Source organism: Nocardioides sp. Root122, assembly GCF_001425025.1.
GTDB lineage: Bacteria > Actinomycetota > Actinomycetes > Propionibacteriales > Nocardioidaceae > Nocardioides.
Genome location: NZ_LMDE01000010.1, coordinates 240202 through 253709, shown reverse-complemented (window position 1 = coordinate 253709; position 13508 = coordinate 240202). Strand labels below are relative to the sequence as shown.

The following is a 13508-nucleotide window of genomic DNA, read 5'->3' as shown; positions in this document are numbered from 1 at the left end:
GGCGCGGCGGGACTCGGCCCCTCAGCCGGCGGCGGGGAGCGTCACGGTGAACCTGGCTCCTCCGCCGGGGGCGTCATCGACTGCGACCGACCCGTGCACGCCCGTGACGACCCTCTCAACGATCGCCAGCCCCAGACCAGCGCCTCCTTCGTCGCGGGCACGTGCGTCGTCGAGGCGGACGAACCGGCTGAAGACCCGCTCGCGTTCGGAGACAGGGATGCCTGGGCCGTCGTCGGCGACCACGAGGCGCACCCTGCCCTCCACCTCGCCGAGGGACACCTGGACGCGTGTGCGGGCGTGGCGTACGGCGTTGCTGAGCAGGTTGCGGACCACCTGACCCAAGAGGACCTCCTCGCCGCGGACCTGTCCTGCCCCGACGCCGGTCGCATCGATCTCCGGCCCGTGGGTGGGTCGGGCGCGCTTCACCTCGGCCAGCACCACGTCATCGAGATCGACCAGATGGCCCGTGGCTGGATCCCGGTCCTCGAGCCTCGCCAACGTCAGGAGCGCAGCCACCAGCTCCTCCATGCGCCCTTCCTCCGCAAGGATCTCGTCGGTCAAGGTCACGACGTCGGCCTGGTCGGGGTGCCGGCGCGCGACCTCGGCGAGCTGCCGGATCACGGCAAGCGGCGAACGCAGCTCATGTGAGGCGTCGGAGGCGAACTGACGCTGGGCGCGTTGGGCCGAGCCGATGCGCTCCAGCATCTGGTTCAGCGTCGCGGCCAGGTGCGAGATCTCATCGCCCCCTTGCGGCACCGGTAGCCGTCGGTCCTGGTGCGCCGTGGTGATCTGGGCGGCCTCCCGACGCATCGACTCCACCGGCCTGAGTGCCTGTCCCACTGCCAGCCACACCGCAGCGGCCACCAGGGCAAGGCCCAGCGGCATGGCAACGGTCACCAGCGTCTCCGCCGTCCTCCTCGCCTGCGCAAGCTGCTCCTGGGAGTGCGCAACGGTGACGAGCTCACCGGACGGAGCGACGGCGGCGACCACGACATAGGTGTCGTCGAGCCCACGCACCCGGACGGAGGTGGACACTCCTGCTGAGGCCCGTAGGCGCGTCGAGACCTTCGGATGGTCACTCCCGATGATGTCGCCTGTCGGTGACAAGATCTGCGTGATCACGTCATCGCGGTCCGTGACAGCGGCCTGTGCCGGGGTGGAACCGTTCTCGAGCTGGGCGGTGATCGTCTCGACCTGTTGGCGGGCCGAAGCAACCAGCGCACGCTCGAGGTCGCGGTGCAGCGATGCCACGAAGAGCACCCCACCAACGACTCCGACGACCAGGGCGACGCTGGTCGCGGCAAGGGTGACGCGCACCCGCACCGGAGCCAGCACGCGTCGCCACCGGCGTCCCTGGAGCGCCTCCGGTTCCATGCGGTTCATATGACTTCCGGAACCCGGAGGCGATATCCGGTCCCCCGGAATGTCTCGATGTCGGCGCACGCGAACGGCTTGTCAACCTTGCGTCGCAGACGTCCGACGTAGACCTCGACGATGTTCGGATCGCCCTCGAACGCGAAGTCCCACACGTTCTCCAAGATCTCCGCCTTGGTCAGCACATCCCCTGCGCGGCGCATGAAGAAGGCCATCAGCGCGAGTTCGCGCGAGGTCAGGTCGATGGGCTGACCAGCCCGCGACACCGTCTTGCGGGCCGGGTCGTAACGCAGGTCGCCGACCTCGAGGATGGTCGGACGTTCTCCGGCCCCACGACGCACCAGCGACCGCATCCGAGCCAGCACGATGTCGAAGCTGAACGGTTTGGTGACATAGTCATCAGCGCCCTGGTCGAGGCCCTCGACCTCGTCGAGCTCCTCGTCTCGAGCGGTGAGCATGAGAATGGGCGTCCACACCTCCCGCTCGCGGAGACGCCGGCAGACCTCGTAGCCGTTGAGAACCGGCAGCATGACGTCGAGCAGGATCACGTCGTAGCTGGTCTCCTCGGCGTACCAGAGCGCCTCCCCGCCGTCCGCGGCCACGTCGACGGCGAAACCCTCGGCTTCCAGCCCCGCCCTGAGCGACGCCGCGAGCCGCACCTCGTCCTCGACGACCAGCACCCTCACCAGCCCGCTCCTTCCGTACGCCCCACACGATCCACTCCACACCTGGATCCTGTCAGCCTGCTGACAGGATCGCCCGACATGTGGGCGCCGACCGACGGCGGAAGGTCACTGACCTGAAGCTTGGACAGTCCGTCAGCGGTGATTGACCGAGACGAGGACGAAGGACTCGTTGCCGCCAGACATGTCCTTCTCGCGGACGATGCCGAGACCGCGAGCGTAGAGCTTCAAAGAGAGCACCTCCTTCTCCAGCCGGGGCCACTCGAAGCTGCGCACCAGGTGATGAAGCGAGCCATAGGGCACCGTGGTCGAGGCGGTGCGTTGCACGATCCACGCCTGGTCCTCGGCGTGGATCGTGCAGCGGGCGCAGCCGTTCCGCAGCCCTGACAGCGGCTGCCGTCATGGGGCGGTTCTCGCGCGTGCGGTCGTCGTGATCGGGCCGTTCCGGGGACCGCGCGATGTTCGCGAACACCGACGAGGTGTCTGCGCTGATGTCAGTCCGGCCGCTGGGCCAGCACGGCAGCGTGGTCGGAAGCAGTGCGGACGAGTGAGACCGCAGTGGCTGCGACCGCGCCGAAGACGTCGTCGACCTTGCGGCTCGACCCAAGCGTGCCGGCCGGGTCGTCGCGACGGCCGTACCACGCGGACACCAGCCCGGGGAGCTCGAAGCCGTCGAAGTTCGAGTCGCCCACGGCGATGACGACGTCACCGTCGGCCAGGCGTCGGGCGACCAGCGCGCCGAGGCGCCTGGTCTCGCTCCGGTGGCGGCCAACGAGCCGCGGACGGTCCGGACGGTAGGTGCCGCGCGACTGCACTCCGGGGACGAGGTGGTAATCGATCACGCTCGTCGCTGAGTCGGTAGCTCGGTCGAGGAGACGCACCAGCGTCGTCGCTCGTGGCGGCAGGATGCGGATGGGTCTGGCGTCGCGATCTGCGAGGCCCGCGTTGGCGACGAAGCGCAGACCGTGCCCGAGGAGCACGAAGCGGTCGCGACGGAATCCCACCGCGTTCCCGCCGTAGAGCGGCGCGACCCATCCGTAGGCGTCGTGGGCTGCAAGGACCGTGCGACGTGTGAGGCCCCATTCCTGCAGGCCGACGACATCGGGACCGTGGTCGAGGACCGAGGCGAGCGCCTCCGCCGCGCGGTCACGGTCCAGACGATCCAGGATGTTCGCAGTCGCGACGAGCACCCAGCCACAGTAGGGCGCTGGGCCACGTGCGATCACCGGCGTCCGCGGCGGCGCTTCACGCTCACTTCACGTGCATTTCTCTAGCGTCCGTCGCGCGAACGATCCGGTTCGCAGGATGGAGGTCGAGGTCGTGCTCGTCAGCTCAGGGCCCGTGGTGTGGGCGCGTGCTCAGGTGGAATGGTTCGTCGCGGTCAACCACCTGGCCCGCGCGACTCCGTGGTTGAACGCGCCGGCCCGGTGGTATGCCGAGTACGGCGTGGTCCTCTGGCGGTGGCGTTCGTCCGCGTGTACATCGGCGCGCACTTCCCCGTCGACGTAGCCGCCGGCCTGCTGGTCGGTGCGGGCATCTCGGTCACAGGCTTCCTGCTGCTCAGACCTGTCGGGACGAGGTCGGTCGGGCTCCTCTCCCGCACGTGGGCCCGGCCGCTGCTGACGGCGGCGCCAGCGGCAGACGCCTGACGAAGGGTTGCTGGCAAGGCGGTTGGTGACCGTCGGCGGGGTTGTGCGCAACACCCCTTCGTCGTTGACCAGACCCGACATGGCCCGCGACGGGGCTTCATCTGCCCTTCATCGAGGTCGTCCTACGGTCGGCCCGTGCCTGCCCCGCTCACCCACGCTGCCCGACCTTCACAGGTCAGCCAGGCCGCGCGAGGTATGCGTGACCCCGCTGGACGCGACTGGGCCACAGCGGGGCTGTTGGTCGCCGCGCTCCTCGCGATCGCCGCATGGCTGCCGTTCCTCGACCGCCCCTTGACCTCGGACGAGAGTGGGTTCCTGCTGCTGGCACGCCAGTGGCATCCCGGCAGCTCGTTGTACGGCGACTACTGGGTGGACCGACCGCCGCTGCTGTTGTGGTTGTTCTCGCTGGCCGACCACCTTGGTCACACACGCGCGACGACGCTGGGCGTGATCAGTCCGGGGGTCAAGGTCGTCGGCGCCGCCGCCAGCGGAGCCGCCGTCGCCCTCACGGGTGTGCTGACCAGCCTGATCGCGCCGCACGCGTCTCGGTCGCGTCACCTCGCCGTGGCACTGGCGGTCGCGCTCCTGTCGAGCCCCCTGCTCGGCATGCCGGAGACGGACGGCGAGCTGCTCGCGCTCCCCTTCGTGCTGCTCGGCATGGTGTGCTCGGTCCTCGCACTTCGCCGGCCGTACGAGCACCCGACTGTGGTGGTCGCCGCAGCGGCTGGCGCGTCGGCCATGGCGGCGGCCCTGGTCAAGCAGAACGTCGTCGATGTCTTCGTCTTCGCGGGTGTGGCGGTTGTGGTGCTGCGCGGTCGGGTCGAGCGGCCGGGCGCGCGGGTGGCGGGGTTCGCGGTAGGGGCCTTGGCTGTCCTCGGCACGGCACTCGCTGGCGCATGGATTCGGGGCACATCGGCCACTGGGTTGTGGGACGCCATCGTCGTGTTCCGCCTCGAGGCATCAGCGGCGATCGGCTCCTCAGCCTCTCCCGCGACCACCGAGCGTCTGACCCGGCTGGTGGAGGCTTTCGTCGCCAGTGGCGCGGCAGCGGTACTGGTCCTCGCCGCTGGAGCGGTCCTCGCGCACCTGCTGGGCAGCCGTCGCACCGAGCGAGCCGAAGGCACTCACCCGACCGCGCTCTTCGCGTACCCCGTCGCGGCCCTGGTCGGCTGGGAGCTGTTCGGAGTCATGGTCGGCGGCAGCTACTGGATGCACTATCTGGTCGGTCTGGTTCCCGGCCTGGTCGCGCTCGTTGCCATCGCTGCGGACATCGCCGTCGGACGGACGTCGCAGCGCGTGCTGCGGCTGGTCGTGGCGTACACAGCGGCCGCCACGGTGGCCGTGTGGGCGCACCACGCGACGGCCACCGTCACAGTGTCACCCGATGACCAGGTGATGGGATACCTGCGCGAGCACGCCCGAGCGACGGACGGTGTCGTCGTCGGGTTCGGGCACCCGGACATCGTGGCCGGCAGCGGACTTGCGAGCCCGTACGAGCAGCTGTGGAGCCTTCCGGTGCGCGTCCGTGACCCCCAGGTGGTTGAGCTGCGCCACGTCATGGCCGGGCCCGCCGCTCCTCGATGGGTCGTCGCGGCTGGGACCAGCCTCGACACCTGGGGGCTCGACGCGGCCGGCGCGACCGACGCACAGCACTACCTGCAGGAGCACTACGTTGACCGAGTGGAGTACGGCGACTGGCACGTCTGGCAGCGCCGGGAAGGGGGCACCCGATGAAGATCCTGGTTGCGGAGGACGACGTGCGACTCGCCGGACTGCTCGAGGAGTCGCTCGAGGAGGCGGGGTGGCAGGTCGAGGTCGTGCACAACGGCCGCGTCGCCTACGACCGGCTCCTCGGTGACACCAGCTTCGACGTCGTGCTGCTCGACTGGATGCTGCCCGGGATGGACGGCGTCACCGTGGCCAAGCGGCTGCGAGGCATCGGGCTGGCGACCCCGATCCTGATGCTCACGGCCCGCGGGGACGTGCGTGACCGGATCGACGGGCTCGATGCAGGAGCCGACGACTACCTCCCCAAGCCCTTCGACCTCGACGAGCTCCTGGCCCGGTTGCGCGCGCTCTACCGTCGCGGGGGGCTGGGACTCGAGGCACCGGTGCAGGTCGGGGACCTGGTGGTGGACCCCGGGGCCCGCCGTGTCGCGCGGGGCGGCGTCGAGGTCACCTTGTCCACCCGCGAGTTCGACATCCTCTACCTGCTCGTGTCACACCCCGGGCAGGTGGTGACCCGGCTGATGATCCTCGACGAGGTCTGGGACGGCGAGACCGACCTCCGCAGCAACGTCATCGACGTGCACCTCGGGGCCATCCGGGCGAAGATCGACAAGCCTTTCGGGACCGACACCATCACGACGCTCCGCGGGGTCGGGTATCGGCTCGAGGTCCCCGGCGGTTCCCGGTGAGCCGTCTCCGGGCCCGGTTGTCCCGCCTGCCGCTGCGCGTACGCCTGGTCGCCGGCTTCTCGGCCGCCAGCCTGGTCGTGCTCGTGGCCGCGGGAGCGTTCGTCTACTGGCGCGTCGAGTTCGCCCTCGACCGCGGCCTGGACACCGAGCTCGCCCAGGCCAGCCGCACGGTGGCCGCCCTCGTCACCCCCGACGGCCAGGTGAGCGACCGGGTGGCCGCCGACGCCACAGGAGTGGCGTGGCAGGTGATGGACGGCGACGGCACCGTGCTGGCCCACGGAGGGCCGGCCGGAGCCGCGAGCCTGCTCAGCTCCCGGCAGCTGGACCGCGTCACCTCGACCCCGCGCACCTTCGACGTCGGTGACTTCCTGCCCATCTCCCCGCAGCCGTACCGCCTGCACGTGGTGCGGCTACCGTCGACGCCACACCTCTACCTGCTCGTCGGTGTCCGACGAGACCATCGCGACGAGGCGCTGCGCGAGCTCCTCGGTCAGCTCGCCCTGGCTGGCATCGGCGCGCTGCTGGTGACGGCGCTGGTCGGTGAGCGACTCGCGCGAGCCGCCCTCCGTCCGGTCGAGCGGTACCGACGGCGTGCGGCGCAGATCGCCGACGGGGACATGTCGCTGCGGCTGGACGTACCCCCGATGCGCGACGACGAGATCACCCGCCTCGGTCACACCTTCAACGACATGCTCAGCACGCTGGAAGGTGCCCTGGACCGTGAGCGGCAGTTCGTCACCGAAGCCAGCCACGAGCTGCGGACCCCGATCACGCTGCTGACCAGCCGCGTCCAGCTCGCGCTACGACGGTCTCGCAGCCCCGAGGAGCACGAGCGCGTCCTGAGCGAGCTCAAGGTCGACCTCGACCGTCTTGCCGAGCTGTCCGAGCAGCTGCTGCAGGTCGGCCGGGCCAGCGGCCCACATCCCGCCGGACACTGCGACCTCGTGACCGTCACCAGTCGCACGATCAACGAGCGCCGTCTCGCAGACCCCGCGCACGCGGGCGATCTCACGGCGAGCCTGACCGACCGCCGACTGGCGGTCCCTCTCGCCGACTTCGAGGCGGAGCGGGTGATCACCAACCTCCTCGACAACGCGACGGCACATGGCTCACCGCCCGTCGCGGTGAGCCTCGACGAGCCGTCACCCGGCTGGGCTCGGCTGACCGTCACGGATGCCGGGTCCGGGATCCCGACCACCCTCCTCGCCACCGCGACCCACCGCTTCGCACGCGCCGAGGAGGCACGGGCACGCCCGGGCTCTGGACTCGGGCTGTCCCTCGTCGACGCCCTCGTCACCGAGGCCGACGGGGAGCTGCGCCTGTGCCATGACGGACGGCACGCCTCCACCGGTCGCCCGGCCGCGCCGAGATGTGCGCACGGCCCGGAGATGACCGTGACAGTGCTCCTGCCGACAGTGCTCCTGCCGACGGAGCCTGCCGGTGCCGAGCGCACGACTCGTGCCTCCGCGGTGGACCCGTGACCGCCCTGCAGGAGGCCAGCGCGCCTCCGCAGGCGACGCCGGCCCCGTGGTGGGGCGCGGCGCGGCTGTGGGTGGTCGTGGGCATCTTCGTCGGTGTCGGCGTCGTCCGATCGGTCCAGGTCGGCATCCCGTTCCGCGACCCGGACGGAGCCTTCCTGGCGAGCCGGATCGCGGTGACATCGCTCGTGCTCGTCGGTCTGGTCGCCCTCGACGGACTCCTGCGCACCGACCGCCGCCGGACCCTCCGACGGGTGTGGTCCACCGTCCGCGAGCGGTGGACGGCCGGCAGGATCGCCCTCGCCTGGACCGCACTGCTCGCGTACCACCTGACCTACTTCACCTACCACAACCTGAAGAGCTGGGACGTCCTGAACGCCCCGCGTGACGCGATGCTGACCGAGTGGGACCACAGGCTGTTCCTCGGGCACAGCCCGGCCGTGCTGCTGCACGACCTCCTCGGCCAGCACACGGCGGCGTGGGTGCTGGTGGCCTGGTACGAGGCCTTCGGGACCCTGGTCATCCTCGCCTTCCCGGCCGCCGTGGTGCTGGCCACGCGGATCCGCGACGCGATCGTCGGGATCGCGGCCTTCGTCTGGGTGTGGATCCTCGGCACGGCGACCTACTACCTGATCCCGTCACTGGGTCCGTTCCACGCGGAGCCCGGTGACTTCGCCGGCCTGCCACGCACGGTGGTCCAGAGCAACCAGGTGCGCTACCTCGCGCAGCGTGACCACCTGCTCGCGCACCCGCTCGCGTCCGACGCGTTCGCCCAGGTCTCGGCGTTCGCCAGCCTGCACGTCGGCGTCACGGCGACGATTCTGGGGCTCGCGTGGTGGCACCGTCGTCGTCGTACCACCATCGCGCTCGCCGTGTTCCTGGCCGGGACCATGGTCGCCACTGTCTACCTGGGCTGGCACTTCGCCGTCGACGTCCCCGCCGGGCTGGCGATCGCCGCCCTCGCGTGGTGGCTCGCGCCCCGTACGGTGGGCGTCCGCGGCCGCCCTCCGGTCCGGGGGCCGATCGGACCCTGAGCAGGCGCGATGCGCCGACGACGCCTTCACCTGCCCTTCATCGTGCGCTGCCTACGGTCGCGTCATGCGCTGCGCGATCGTCATTCCCGCCTACAACGAAGCACTTGCCGTCCCGAGGCTGCTGGCGGACCTCGAGGCTGTCCGGTCGGGCGTGCCGGAGGCGGCCGTCCTGGTGCTCCGGTGGAGAAGCGATGAGGTGTTCGGACGTGCCCGTGCGCGCATGACCGACGCCGCCCCGGTCACCACCTCGTCCATCTGGACGGCGGGTGACCGGTGATGGCTACGGACGACCCACCGGTATTGCCCGGGCGACGCGGCACGTGGCGCAGGTCCGCGTGGAGTCGACGCCTGCGCTTCCTCGCCACGTGGGCCGCGGCTCTTGCGCTCCTCGGCGTAGTGCTTCCTCGGACGCTCGACGTCTCGTGGCACGGGGTCGTCCCAGTGCTGAGGGCAGTGCACTGGCCGGGCATCCTCGCACTGTCGGCCGTGTGGCTCGTCGGACTCGTCGTGCACTCGTTCGTGCTGACCGCCGCCGCCCCGTCGCTGACCCACCGTCGAGCCCTCACCCTCAACATGACCGGCAGCGCCATCGCGAACGTCGTCCCTCTCGGAGGGGCGGCGGGCGTTGAGCTGAACCGGCGGATGATGAAGGCCTGGGGCATCGACACCCGCGGATTCACCGGCTTCACCTTCCTGACCAACGTGTGGGACACCGGGGCCAAGCTCCTCCTGCCCATCCTCGGCGTGGTCGTGCTCACGCGGGCAGGCGAGACCGTGACGCCGACTCTGCGGGACATGTCACTCGTTGCTGCTGCCGGCTTCCTGGCGCTGGCGCTCACCGCTGCCGTGGTCCTGCGCAGTCCCGGCGCCACACGACGTGTCGGACACGGAGTCGAACGGATCCTGCGCCGAGGGTTGCGCATGCTCGGACGGGACCGTCCGCTGAACGTCGCGACGGCCCTCGACGACATCCGCGCGCAAAGCGCAGACCTGGTGGCCCGGGGCTGGCTGAGGATGTCGCTCGGCATCGCGGGTTACGTCGCGCTGCAGGGCGTCCTCCTCGGCCTCTGCCTCCAGCTCACCGGCGCGGGCCTCACCTGGCCGGAGGTGCTCGCCGGCTTCGCGGTCGAGCGGCTGCTCACCGTCGTACCGGTCACGCCGGGCGGTGTCGGGACCGCTGACATCGGTCTGGTCGGCACGTTGCTCGCACTGGGCGGCGACCCGACGAGGGTCGCCGCGGCCGCCGTGCTCTACCGGCTGTTCGTCTTCGCCGTCGAGATCCCCGTCGGAGGCGGGGTCCTCGGGATGTGGCTCGTCGGCCAACGCCGGCACCACCCCCGGCAGGCGGACCCCGGACCGTTGTCGCCGCCACGGATGGTCGCGCACGTCACCGACGTCTTCCTCCCCCGCCTGGGCGGCATCGAGACGCACGTCGACGACCTCGTCCGACACCAGAGAGCGGTGGGCGTGGATGCACATGTCCTCACGGGCACGCGGTACACGGCACCCGACCCCGCCTGGGTGCACCGCACGACGGCCGCGGAAGCGCGGCGCGCCGTCGCCGGCTACGACGCCGTCCACGTCCACGTCTCCCTGTGGTCGCCGTACGCCGTCGCGGTTGCGAGAGCCGCGATGGCGGCGGGCATCCCCACCCTCGTCACGGTCCATTCCATGTGGACCGGTGCGGGCGTGCTGCTGCGCCTCGCCGCTCTCGCCTCCCTGCGTCGCTGGCCGGTGGTGTGGTCGGCCGTCAGCGTGGCTGCCGCCGAGACACTCCGCCGCTCGCTCGGCGGCGTGGACGTCGCCGTGCTCACCAATGCCGTGGAGGTCGCGGACTGGACCCTCGAGTCCTCCACCGTCGGCCACGAGCCGAGGACCGGGGTGCGCCCCCTCACGCTCCTCAGCGTCATGCGTCTGATGCCGCGCAAGCGCCCTCTCGCGCTCCTCAGGATGTTCGTGCAGCTCCGTCGGCTGGTGCCCCGTCAGGACCTCCGCCTCGTGATCGTGGGCGACGGGCCGCTGCGTCTGAAGGTCGAGCGCTACGTCCGTCGCCACGGGTTGTCGGACGCGGTGCGCGTCACGGGTCGCATCCCGCGGGAAAAGGTCATCTGGGAGCTGCGCGGCGCCGACGTCTACGTCGCTCCCGCGCCCAAGGAGTCGTTCGGCATCGCCGCGCTCGAGGCGAGATGCGCCGGGCTGCCCGTGGTCGCCCGTCGGAGCAGCGGCGTCACAGAGTTCATCAGGGACCGCATCGACGGCCTCCTCGTCGACGACGACACCCAGATGGTCGTCGCGCTCGCCGAGCTGACCAACGACGACGACCTACGAGCTCGGATCGCTACGCACAACGCCCGGGTCCAGCCGACTCACGACTGGAGCGAAGCCCTCGACCGGACCGACGTGCTCTACCTGCGTGCGGCTGAGCGCACGGCGCGAGGGGTTCGCGGTGCGACCCCACTGGACCACCCGGTCGCGGCCGGAGCGTGACGCCGTGACCACCATCGTGTCGCTGCACGCCCACCCCGACGACGAGGCACTGCTCACCGGCGGTTGGCTCGCCCAGCGCGCCGCTGCCGGGGACCGGGTGGTCATCATCTTCGCCACTGATGGGAATGCCGAGCTCGCCTCGACCGACTCGCGGTGCGTGGCGACGCTGGGGCACCGTCGTCGTGCCGAGGCCTCAGAGTCCGCTCGGGCGCTGGGCGTGGCACGGGTGAGGTGGCTCGGCCACGCGGACTCAGGCATGGCCGGATCGCCCTCTGCCCTGCCTGACCGGTTTGTCCACGTCCCCTTGGAGCGAGCCGCTCGCGCCGTCGCCGCGGTCCTCGATGAGGAGGACGCCGACGTGCTCACGGGGTACGACGCCAACGGCGGCTACGGGCATCCCGACCACGTCCACGTCCACCGGGTCGCGCGGCGGGCCCAGCAGCTCGCTGCCCGCCGCCCACGGCTCCTCGAGGCGACGATGGACCGCACGTGGCTGGTGCGACTCCTGCGGGTGGTCCGCCCCTTCCGGGGACTGCTCCCCGGGGTCAGCATCCCGGGAGACGACATCTTCACCGAGCCGTCGGCGCTGCTGATGCGCATCGATGTCCGCGACGATCTCGACGCCAAGCTGGCCGCACTCGCCGCCCACCACACTCAGGCCACCGGTGGCGTGCGGACGATCCGTCTGCTCCTCGCACTCCCCCGTCCCCTCGCACGGCAGGTGCTCGGCACCGAGTGGTTCACCGAGGTCCGACATGACTGATCGGGTCGCGACCATCGTGCTCTCACTGCCTGGTTGGGCCGCGCTCGTCGTGGTGTTCGCCCTCCCAGCACTGGAGTCCTCCGCCTTCGTGGGCTTCGTCTTCCCCGGCGAGATCGCGCTGCTCCTCGGCGGTCTGCTCGCCCAGCAGGGCCATGTCGCGCTCCCGGCCGTCCTGGCGGCTGGATTCGTCGGCGCCGTCGTCGGCGACAGTGTCGGCTACGCAGTGGGCCGCCACTACGGACGACGGCTCCTGGACGGCGTCCTGGGCCGGTTCGTCAGGCGCGACCACCTCGACCGGGCCGAGGGCCTGCTGACCCACCGGGGTGGCCGCGCCGTCTTCCTTGGTCGGTTCACCGCCGCGCTGCGGGTCGTGGTTCCGGGAGCGGCCGGGATGGCTCACATGCCGTACCGGACCTTCTTGTCCTGCAACGTCGCCGGAGCTGCGGGTTGGGTGACCTTGTCGGTACTCCTCGGCTATCTCGGCGGAAGCAGCTGGCAACACATGGCGCACACGGCGTCTCGCATCGGGCTCGTGGCACTCGCGGTGTTCGTACTGGTGATTGTCGGAGGCGCATTGTGGCGTCGCTCCCAGAACGCGTAGCCGATGTCGAGAAAGTGCTTTCACGCCCTCTTCATCGTCTGGGACTCGCGGTGGCTGTCCCGCGCCCACGTCGCGCGGGCAGAGGCCTTCTTCGAGCGGCACGGCGCGAAGGCAGTGCTCCTCGCGCGGTTCGTCCCCGTCATTCGCACGCTCGTCCCTGCAGTGGCGGGCATGGGACGGATGCCCGCTCGCCGGTTCACTGCCTACAACGTCGCGGGGGCACTGGCGTGGGCGGTCGGCATCATGGTCGCCGGCTTCTTCCTCGGTGGGGTGCCGCTGATCGCCGGCCACTTCGAGATCCTGGTGCTGGCAGTGGTCGCCGCGTCCCTTCTCCCGGCACTGATCGGGGCGCTACGTCGGATCCGTCCTCTGCGACGGCGAGCAAGCCACCAGGTCGCGTGCAGGTACGTCGCCGGAGAGTCCAGGACATGAGCACCGGAGAGGTGGTCGTCGTGTCGGGCAGCTACGGCGCCGGCCATGACGCCGCCGCAGATGCACTGGCCCACCAGCTGCGGGACGCGGGACACGTCGTACGCCGACTCGACATCGCGGAGGAGATGCCGTGGAAGATCGGCGGGCTGCTGCGGTGGGCGTACTTCAAGCAGCTGCGGTTCGCACCCCGAAGCTGGGGCGTGACGCTGCGTCGCCTCGAGCGTGACGGCCTCGTCCTCCGAGTCGTCCGGCTGGTGTTCGCGGTGCTGGGCCGCCCCCTCATCACCGAGGTGACGGGCGCGACGCTCGTGGTCTCCACCCACCCGTTCGCCAGCCAGGTCCTGGGCCAGGCACGCGCCGACGGCCGACTCACCGCGCTCCCGTTGACCGTCGCCACGCCCCGCTGCAGTCGGCGCCTGCCAGCGCAGCCACCCGTTGCGTCCGGCCGGATTGCATCATGGAGCCCGGAACAGGTCGGAAAGTAGGCATGTGCTGAGGCCCCCTTGCGATTGAGGTGTGATTGCGCCAGCCCCGCAGGGGCGCTCGGATCGCGGCAAATCAGTTGTTGCCCGCGGAACGGCCACGCAGAC

Annotated in this window: 15 protein-coding genes; 11 read left to right on the top strand and 4 right to left on the bottom strand. The window is 70.8% G+C overall.

Features of this window, described 5'->3' with window-relative positions; genetic code table 11:
- Nucleotides 1-21 precede the first annotated feature (21 nt).
- The 4 genes from ASC64_RS10345 to ASC64_RS10330 form a co-directional block, all read right to left on the bottom strand.
- Nucleotides 22-1383 (bottom strand): HAMP domain-containing sensor histidine kinase, encoded by a 1362-nt coding sequence (locus ASC64_RS10345; protein WP_082550366.1) that lies wholly within the window; start codon nt 1381-1383, stop codon nt 22-24.
- The gene (locus ASC64_RS10340; RefSeq protein WP_056907460.1) at nt 1380-2060 is read right to left on the bottom strand and encodes a response regulator transcription factor; all 681 of its coding nucleotides are present in this window, start codon (nt 2058-2060) and stop codon (nt 1380-1382) included. The genes ASC64_RS10345 and ASC64_RS10340 overlap by 4 nt, the downstream gene beginning before the upstream one ends.
- Before the next feature lie 132 nt (nt 2061-2192).
- A complete protein-coding gene (locus ASC64_RS10335; protein WP_056907459.1) occupies nt 2193-2384 on the bottom strand; it encodes a hypothetical protein in 192 nt (63 codons plus the stop codon).
- Between the two features lie 167 nt (nt 2385-2551).
- A complete protein-coding gene (locus ASC64_RS10330) occupies nt 2552-3247 on the bottom strand; it encodes a hypothetical protein (protein ID WP_056907458.1) in 696 nt (231 codons plus the stop codon).
- A 270-nt stretch (nt 3248-3517) separates the two neighbouring features.
- Here ASC64_RS10330 and ASC64_RS22760 point away from each other — a divergent pair, with 270 nt between their 5' ends.
- From ASC64_RS22760 to ASC64_RS10275, 11 genes are all read left to right on the top strand, one after another.
- Nucleotides 3518-3706 carry a hypothetical protein gene (locus ASC64_RS22760; RefSeq protein ID WP_056907457.1) on the top strand — a complete coding sequence of 63 codons (189 nt, stop codon included), beginning with the start codon at nt 3518-3520 and terminating at the stop codon, nt 3704-3706.
- Between the two features lie 237 nt (nt 3707-3943).
- Complete coding sequence (locus tag ASC64_RS10320) at nt 3944-5440, top strand: hypothetical protein (RefSeq protein WP_235563656.1); 1497 nt, start codon at nt 3944-3946, stop codon at nt 5438-5440.
- Nucleotides 5437-6123, top strand: coding sequence for a response regulator transcription factor (locus ASC64_RS10315; RefSeq protein ID WP_056907455.1), 687 nt, complete (start codon nt 5437-5439; stop codon nt 6121-6123). Before ASC64_RS10320 ends, ASC64_RS10315 begins: the two co-directional genes overlap by 4 nt.
- A complete protein-coding gene (locus ASC64_RS10310; protein ID WP_082550365.1) occupies nt 6120-7604 on the top strand; it encodes an ATP-binding protein in 1485 nt (494 codons plus the stop codon). The genes ASC64_RS10315 and ASC64_RS10310 overlap by 4 nt, the downstream gene beginning before the upstream one ends.
- Nucleotides 7601-8635: a phosphatase PAP2 family protein gene (locus ASC64_RS10305; RefSeq protein ID WP_056907454.1), complete on the top strand. Its 1035-nt coding sequence runs from the start codon at nt 7601-7603 to the stop codon at nt 8633-8635. Before ASC64_RS10310 ends, ASC64_RS10305 begins: the two co-directional genes overlap by 4 nt.
- Before the next feature lie 64 nt (nt 8636-8699).
- Nucleotides 8700-8912 (top strand): hypothetical protein, encoded by a 213-nt coding sequence (locus ASC64_RS10300; protein WP_056907453.1) that lies wholly within the window; start codon nt 8700-8702, stop codon nt 8910-8912.
- Complete coding sequence (locus ASC64_RS10295) at nt 8912-11122, top strand: glycosyltransferase (RefSeq protein ID WP_082550364.1); 2211 nt, start codon at nt 8912-8914, stop codon at nt 11120-11122. The genes ASC64_RS10300 and ASC64_RS10295 overlap by 1 nt, the downstream gene beginning before the upstream one ends.
- A gap of 4 nt (nt 11123-11126) precedes the next feature.
- Nucleotides 11127-11885 carry a PIG-L deacetylase family protein gene (locus ASC64_RS10290; RefSeq protein ID WP_082550426.1) on the top strand — a complete coding sequence of 253 codons (759 nt, stop codon included), beginning with the start codon at nt 11127-11129 and terminating at the stop codon, nt 11883-11885.
- Nucleotides 11878-12486: a DedA family protein gene (locus ASC64_RS10285; protein WP_056907451.1), complete on the top strand. Its 609-nt coding sequence runs from the start codon at nt 11878-11880 to the stop codon at nt 12484-12486. The genes ASC64_RS10290 and ASC64_RS10285 overlap by 8 nt, the downstream gene beginning before the upstream one ends.
- Before the next feature lie 3 nt (nt 12487-12489).
- Nucleotides 12490-12918 carry a VTT domain-containing protein gene (locus ASC64_RS10280; RefSeq protein WP_056907450.1) on the top strand — a complete coding sequence of 143 codons (429 nt, stop codon included), beginning with the start codon at nt 12490-12492 and terminating at the stop codon, nt 12916-12918.
- Nucleotides 12915-13403, top strand: a complete 489-nt coding sequence (locus ASC64_RS10275) for a hypothetical protein (RefSeq protein ID WP_056907449.1) — start codon at nt 12915-12917, stop codon at nt 13401-13403. The genes ASC64_RS10280 and ASC64_RS10275 overlap by 4 nt, the downstream gene beginning before the upstream one ends.
- Nucleotides 13404-13508 lie beyond the last annotated feature (105 nt).

What these genes read in the sequence shown, in the direction of transcription:
- ASC64_RS10275 (WP_056907449.1), top strand. Translation starts at nt 12,915, where the DNA reads ATGAGCACCGGAGAGGTGGTCGTCGTGTCGGGCAGCTACGGCGCCGGC.
- ASC64_RS10285 (WP_056907451.1), top strand. Translation starts at nt 11,878, where the DNA reads ATGACTGATCGGGTCGCGACCATCGTGCTCTCACTGCCTGGTTGGGCC.
- ASC64_RS10315 (WP_056907455.1), top strand. Translation starts at nt 5,437, where the DNA reads ATGAAGATCCTGGTTGCGGAGGACGACGTGCGACTCGCCGGACTGCTC.
- ASC64_RS10300 (WP_056907453.1), top strand. Translation starts at nt 8,700, where the DNA reads ATGCGCTGCGCGATCGTCATTCCCGCCTACAACGAAGCACTTGCCGTC.
- ASC64_RS10345 (WP_082550366.1), bottom strand. Translation starts at nt 1,383, where the DNA reads ATGAACCGCATGGAACCGGAGGCGCTCCAGGGACGCCGGTGGCGACGC.
- ASC64_RS10280 (WP_056907450.1), top strand. Translation starts at nt 12,490, where the DNA reads ATGTCGAGAAAGTGCTTTCACGCCCTCTTCATCGTCTGGGACTCGCGG.
- ASC64_RS10295 (WP_082550364.1), top strand. Translation starts at nt 8,912, where the DNA reads ATGGCTACGGACGACCCACCGGTATTGCCCGGGCGACGCGGCACGTGG.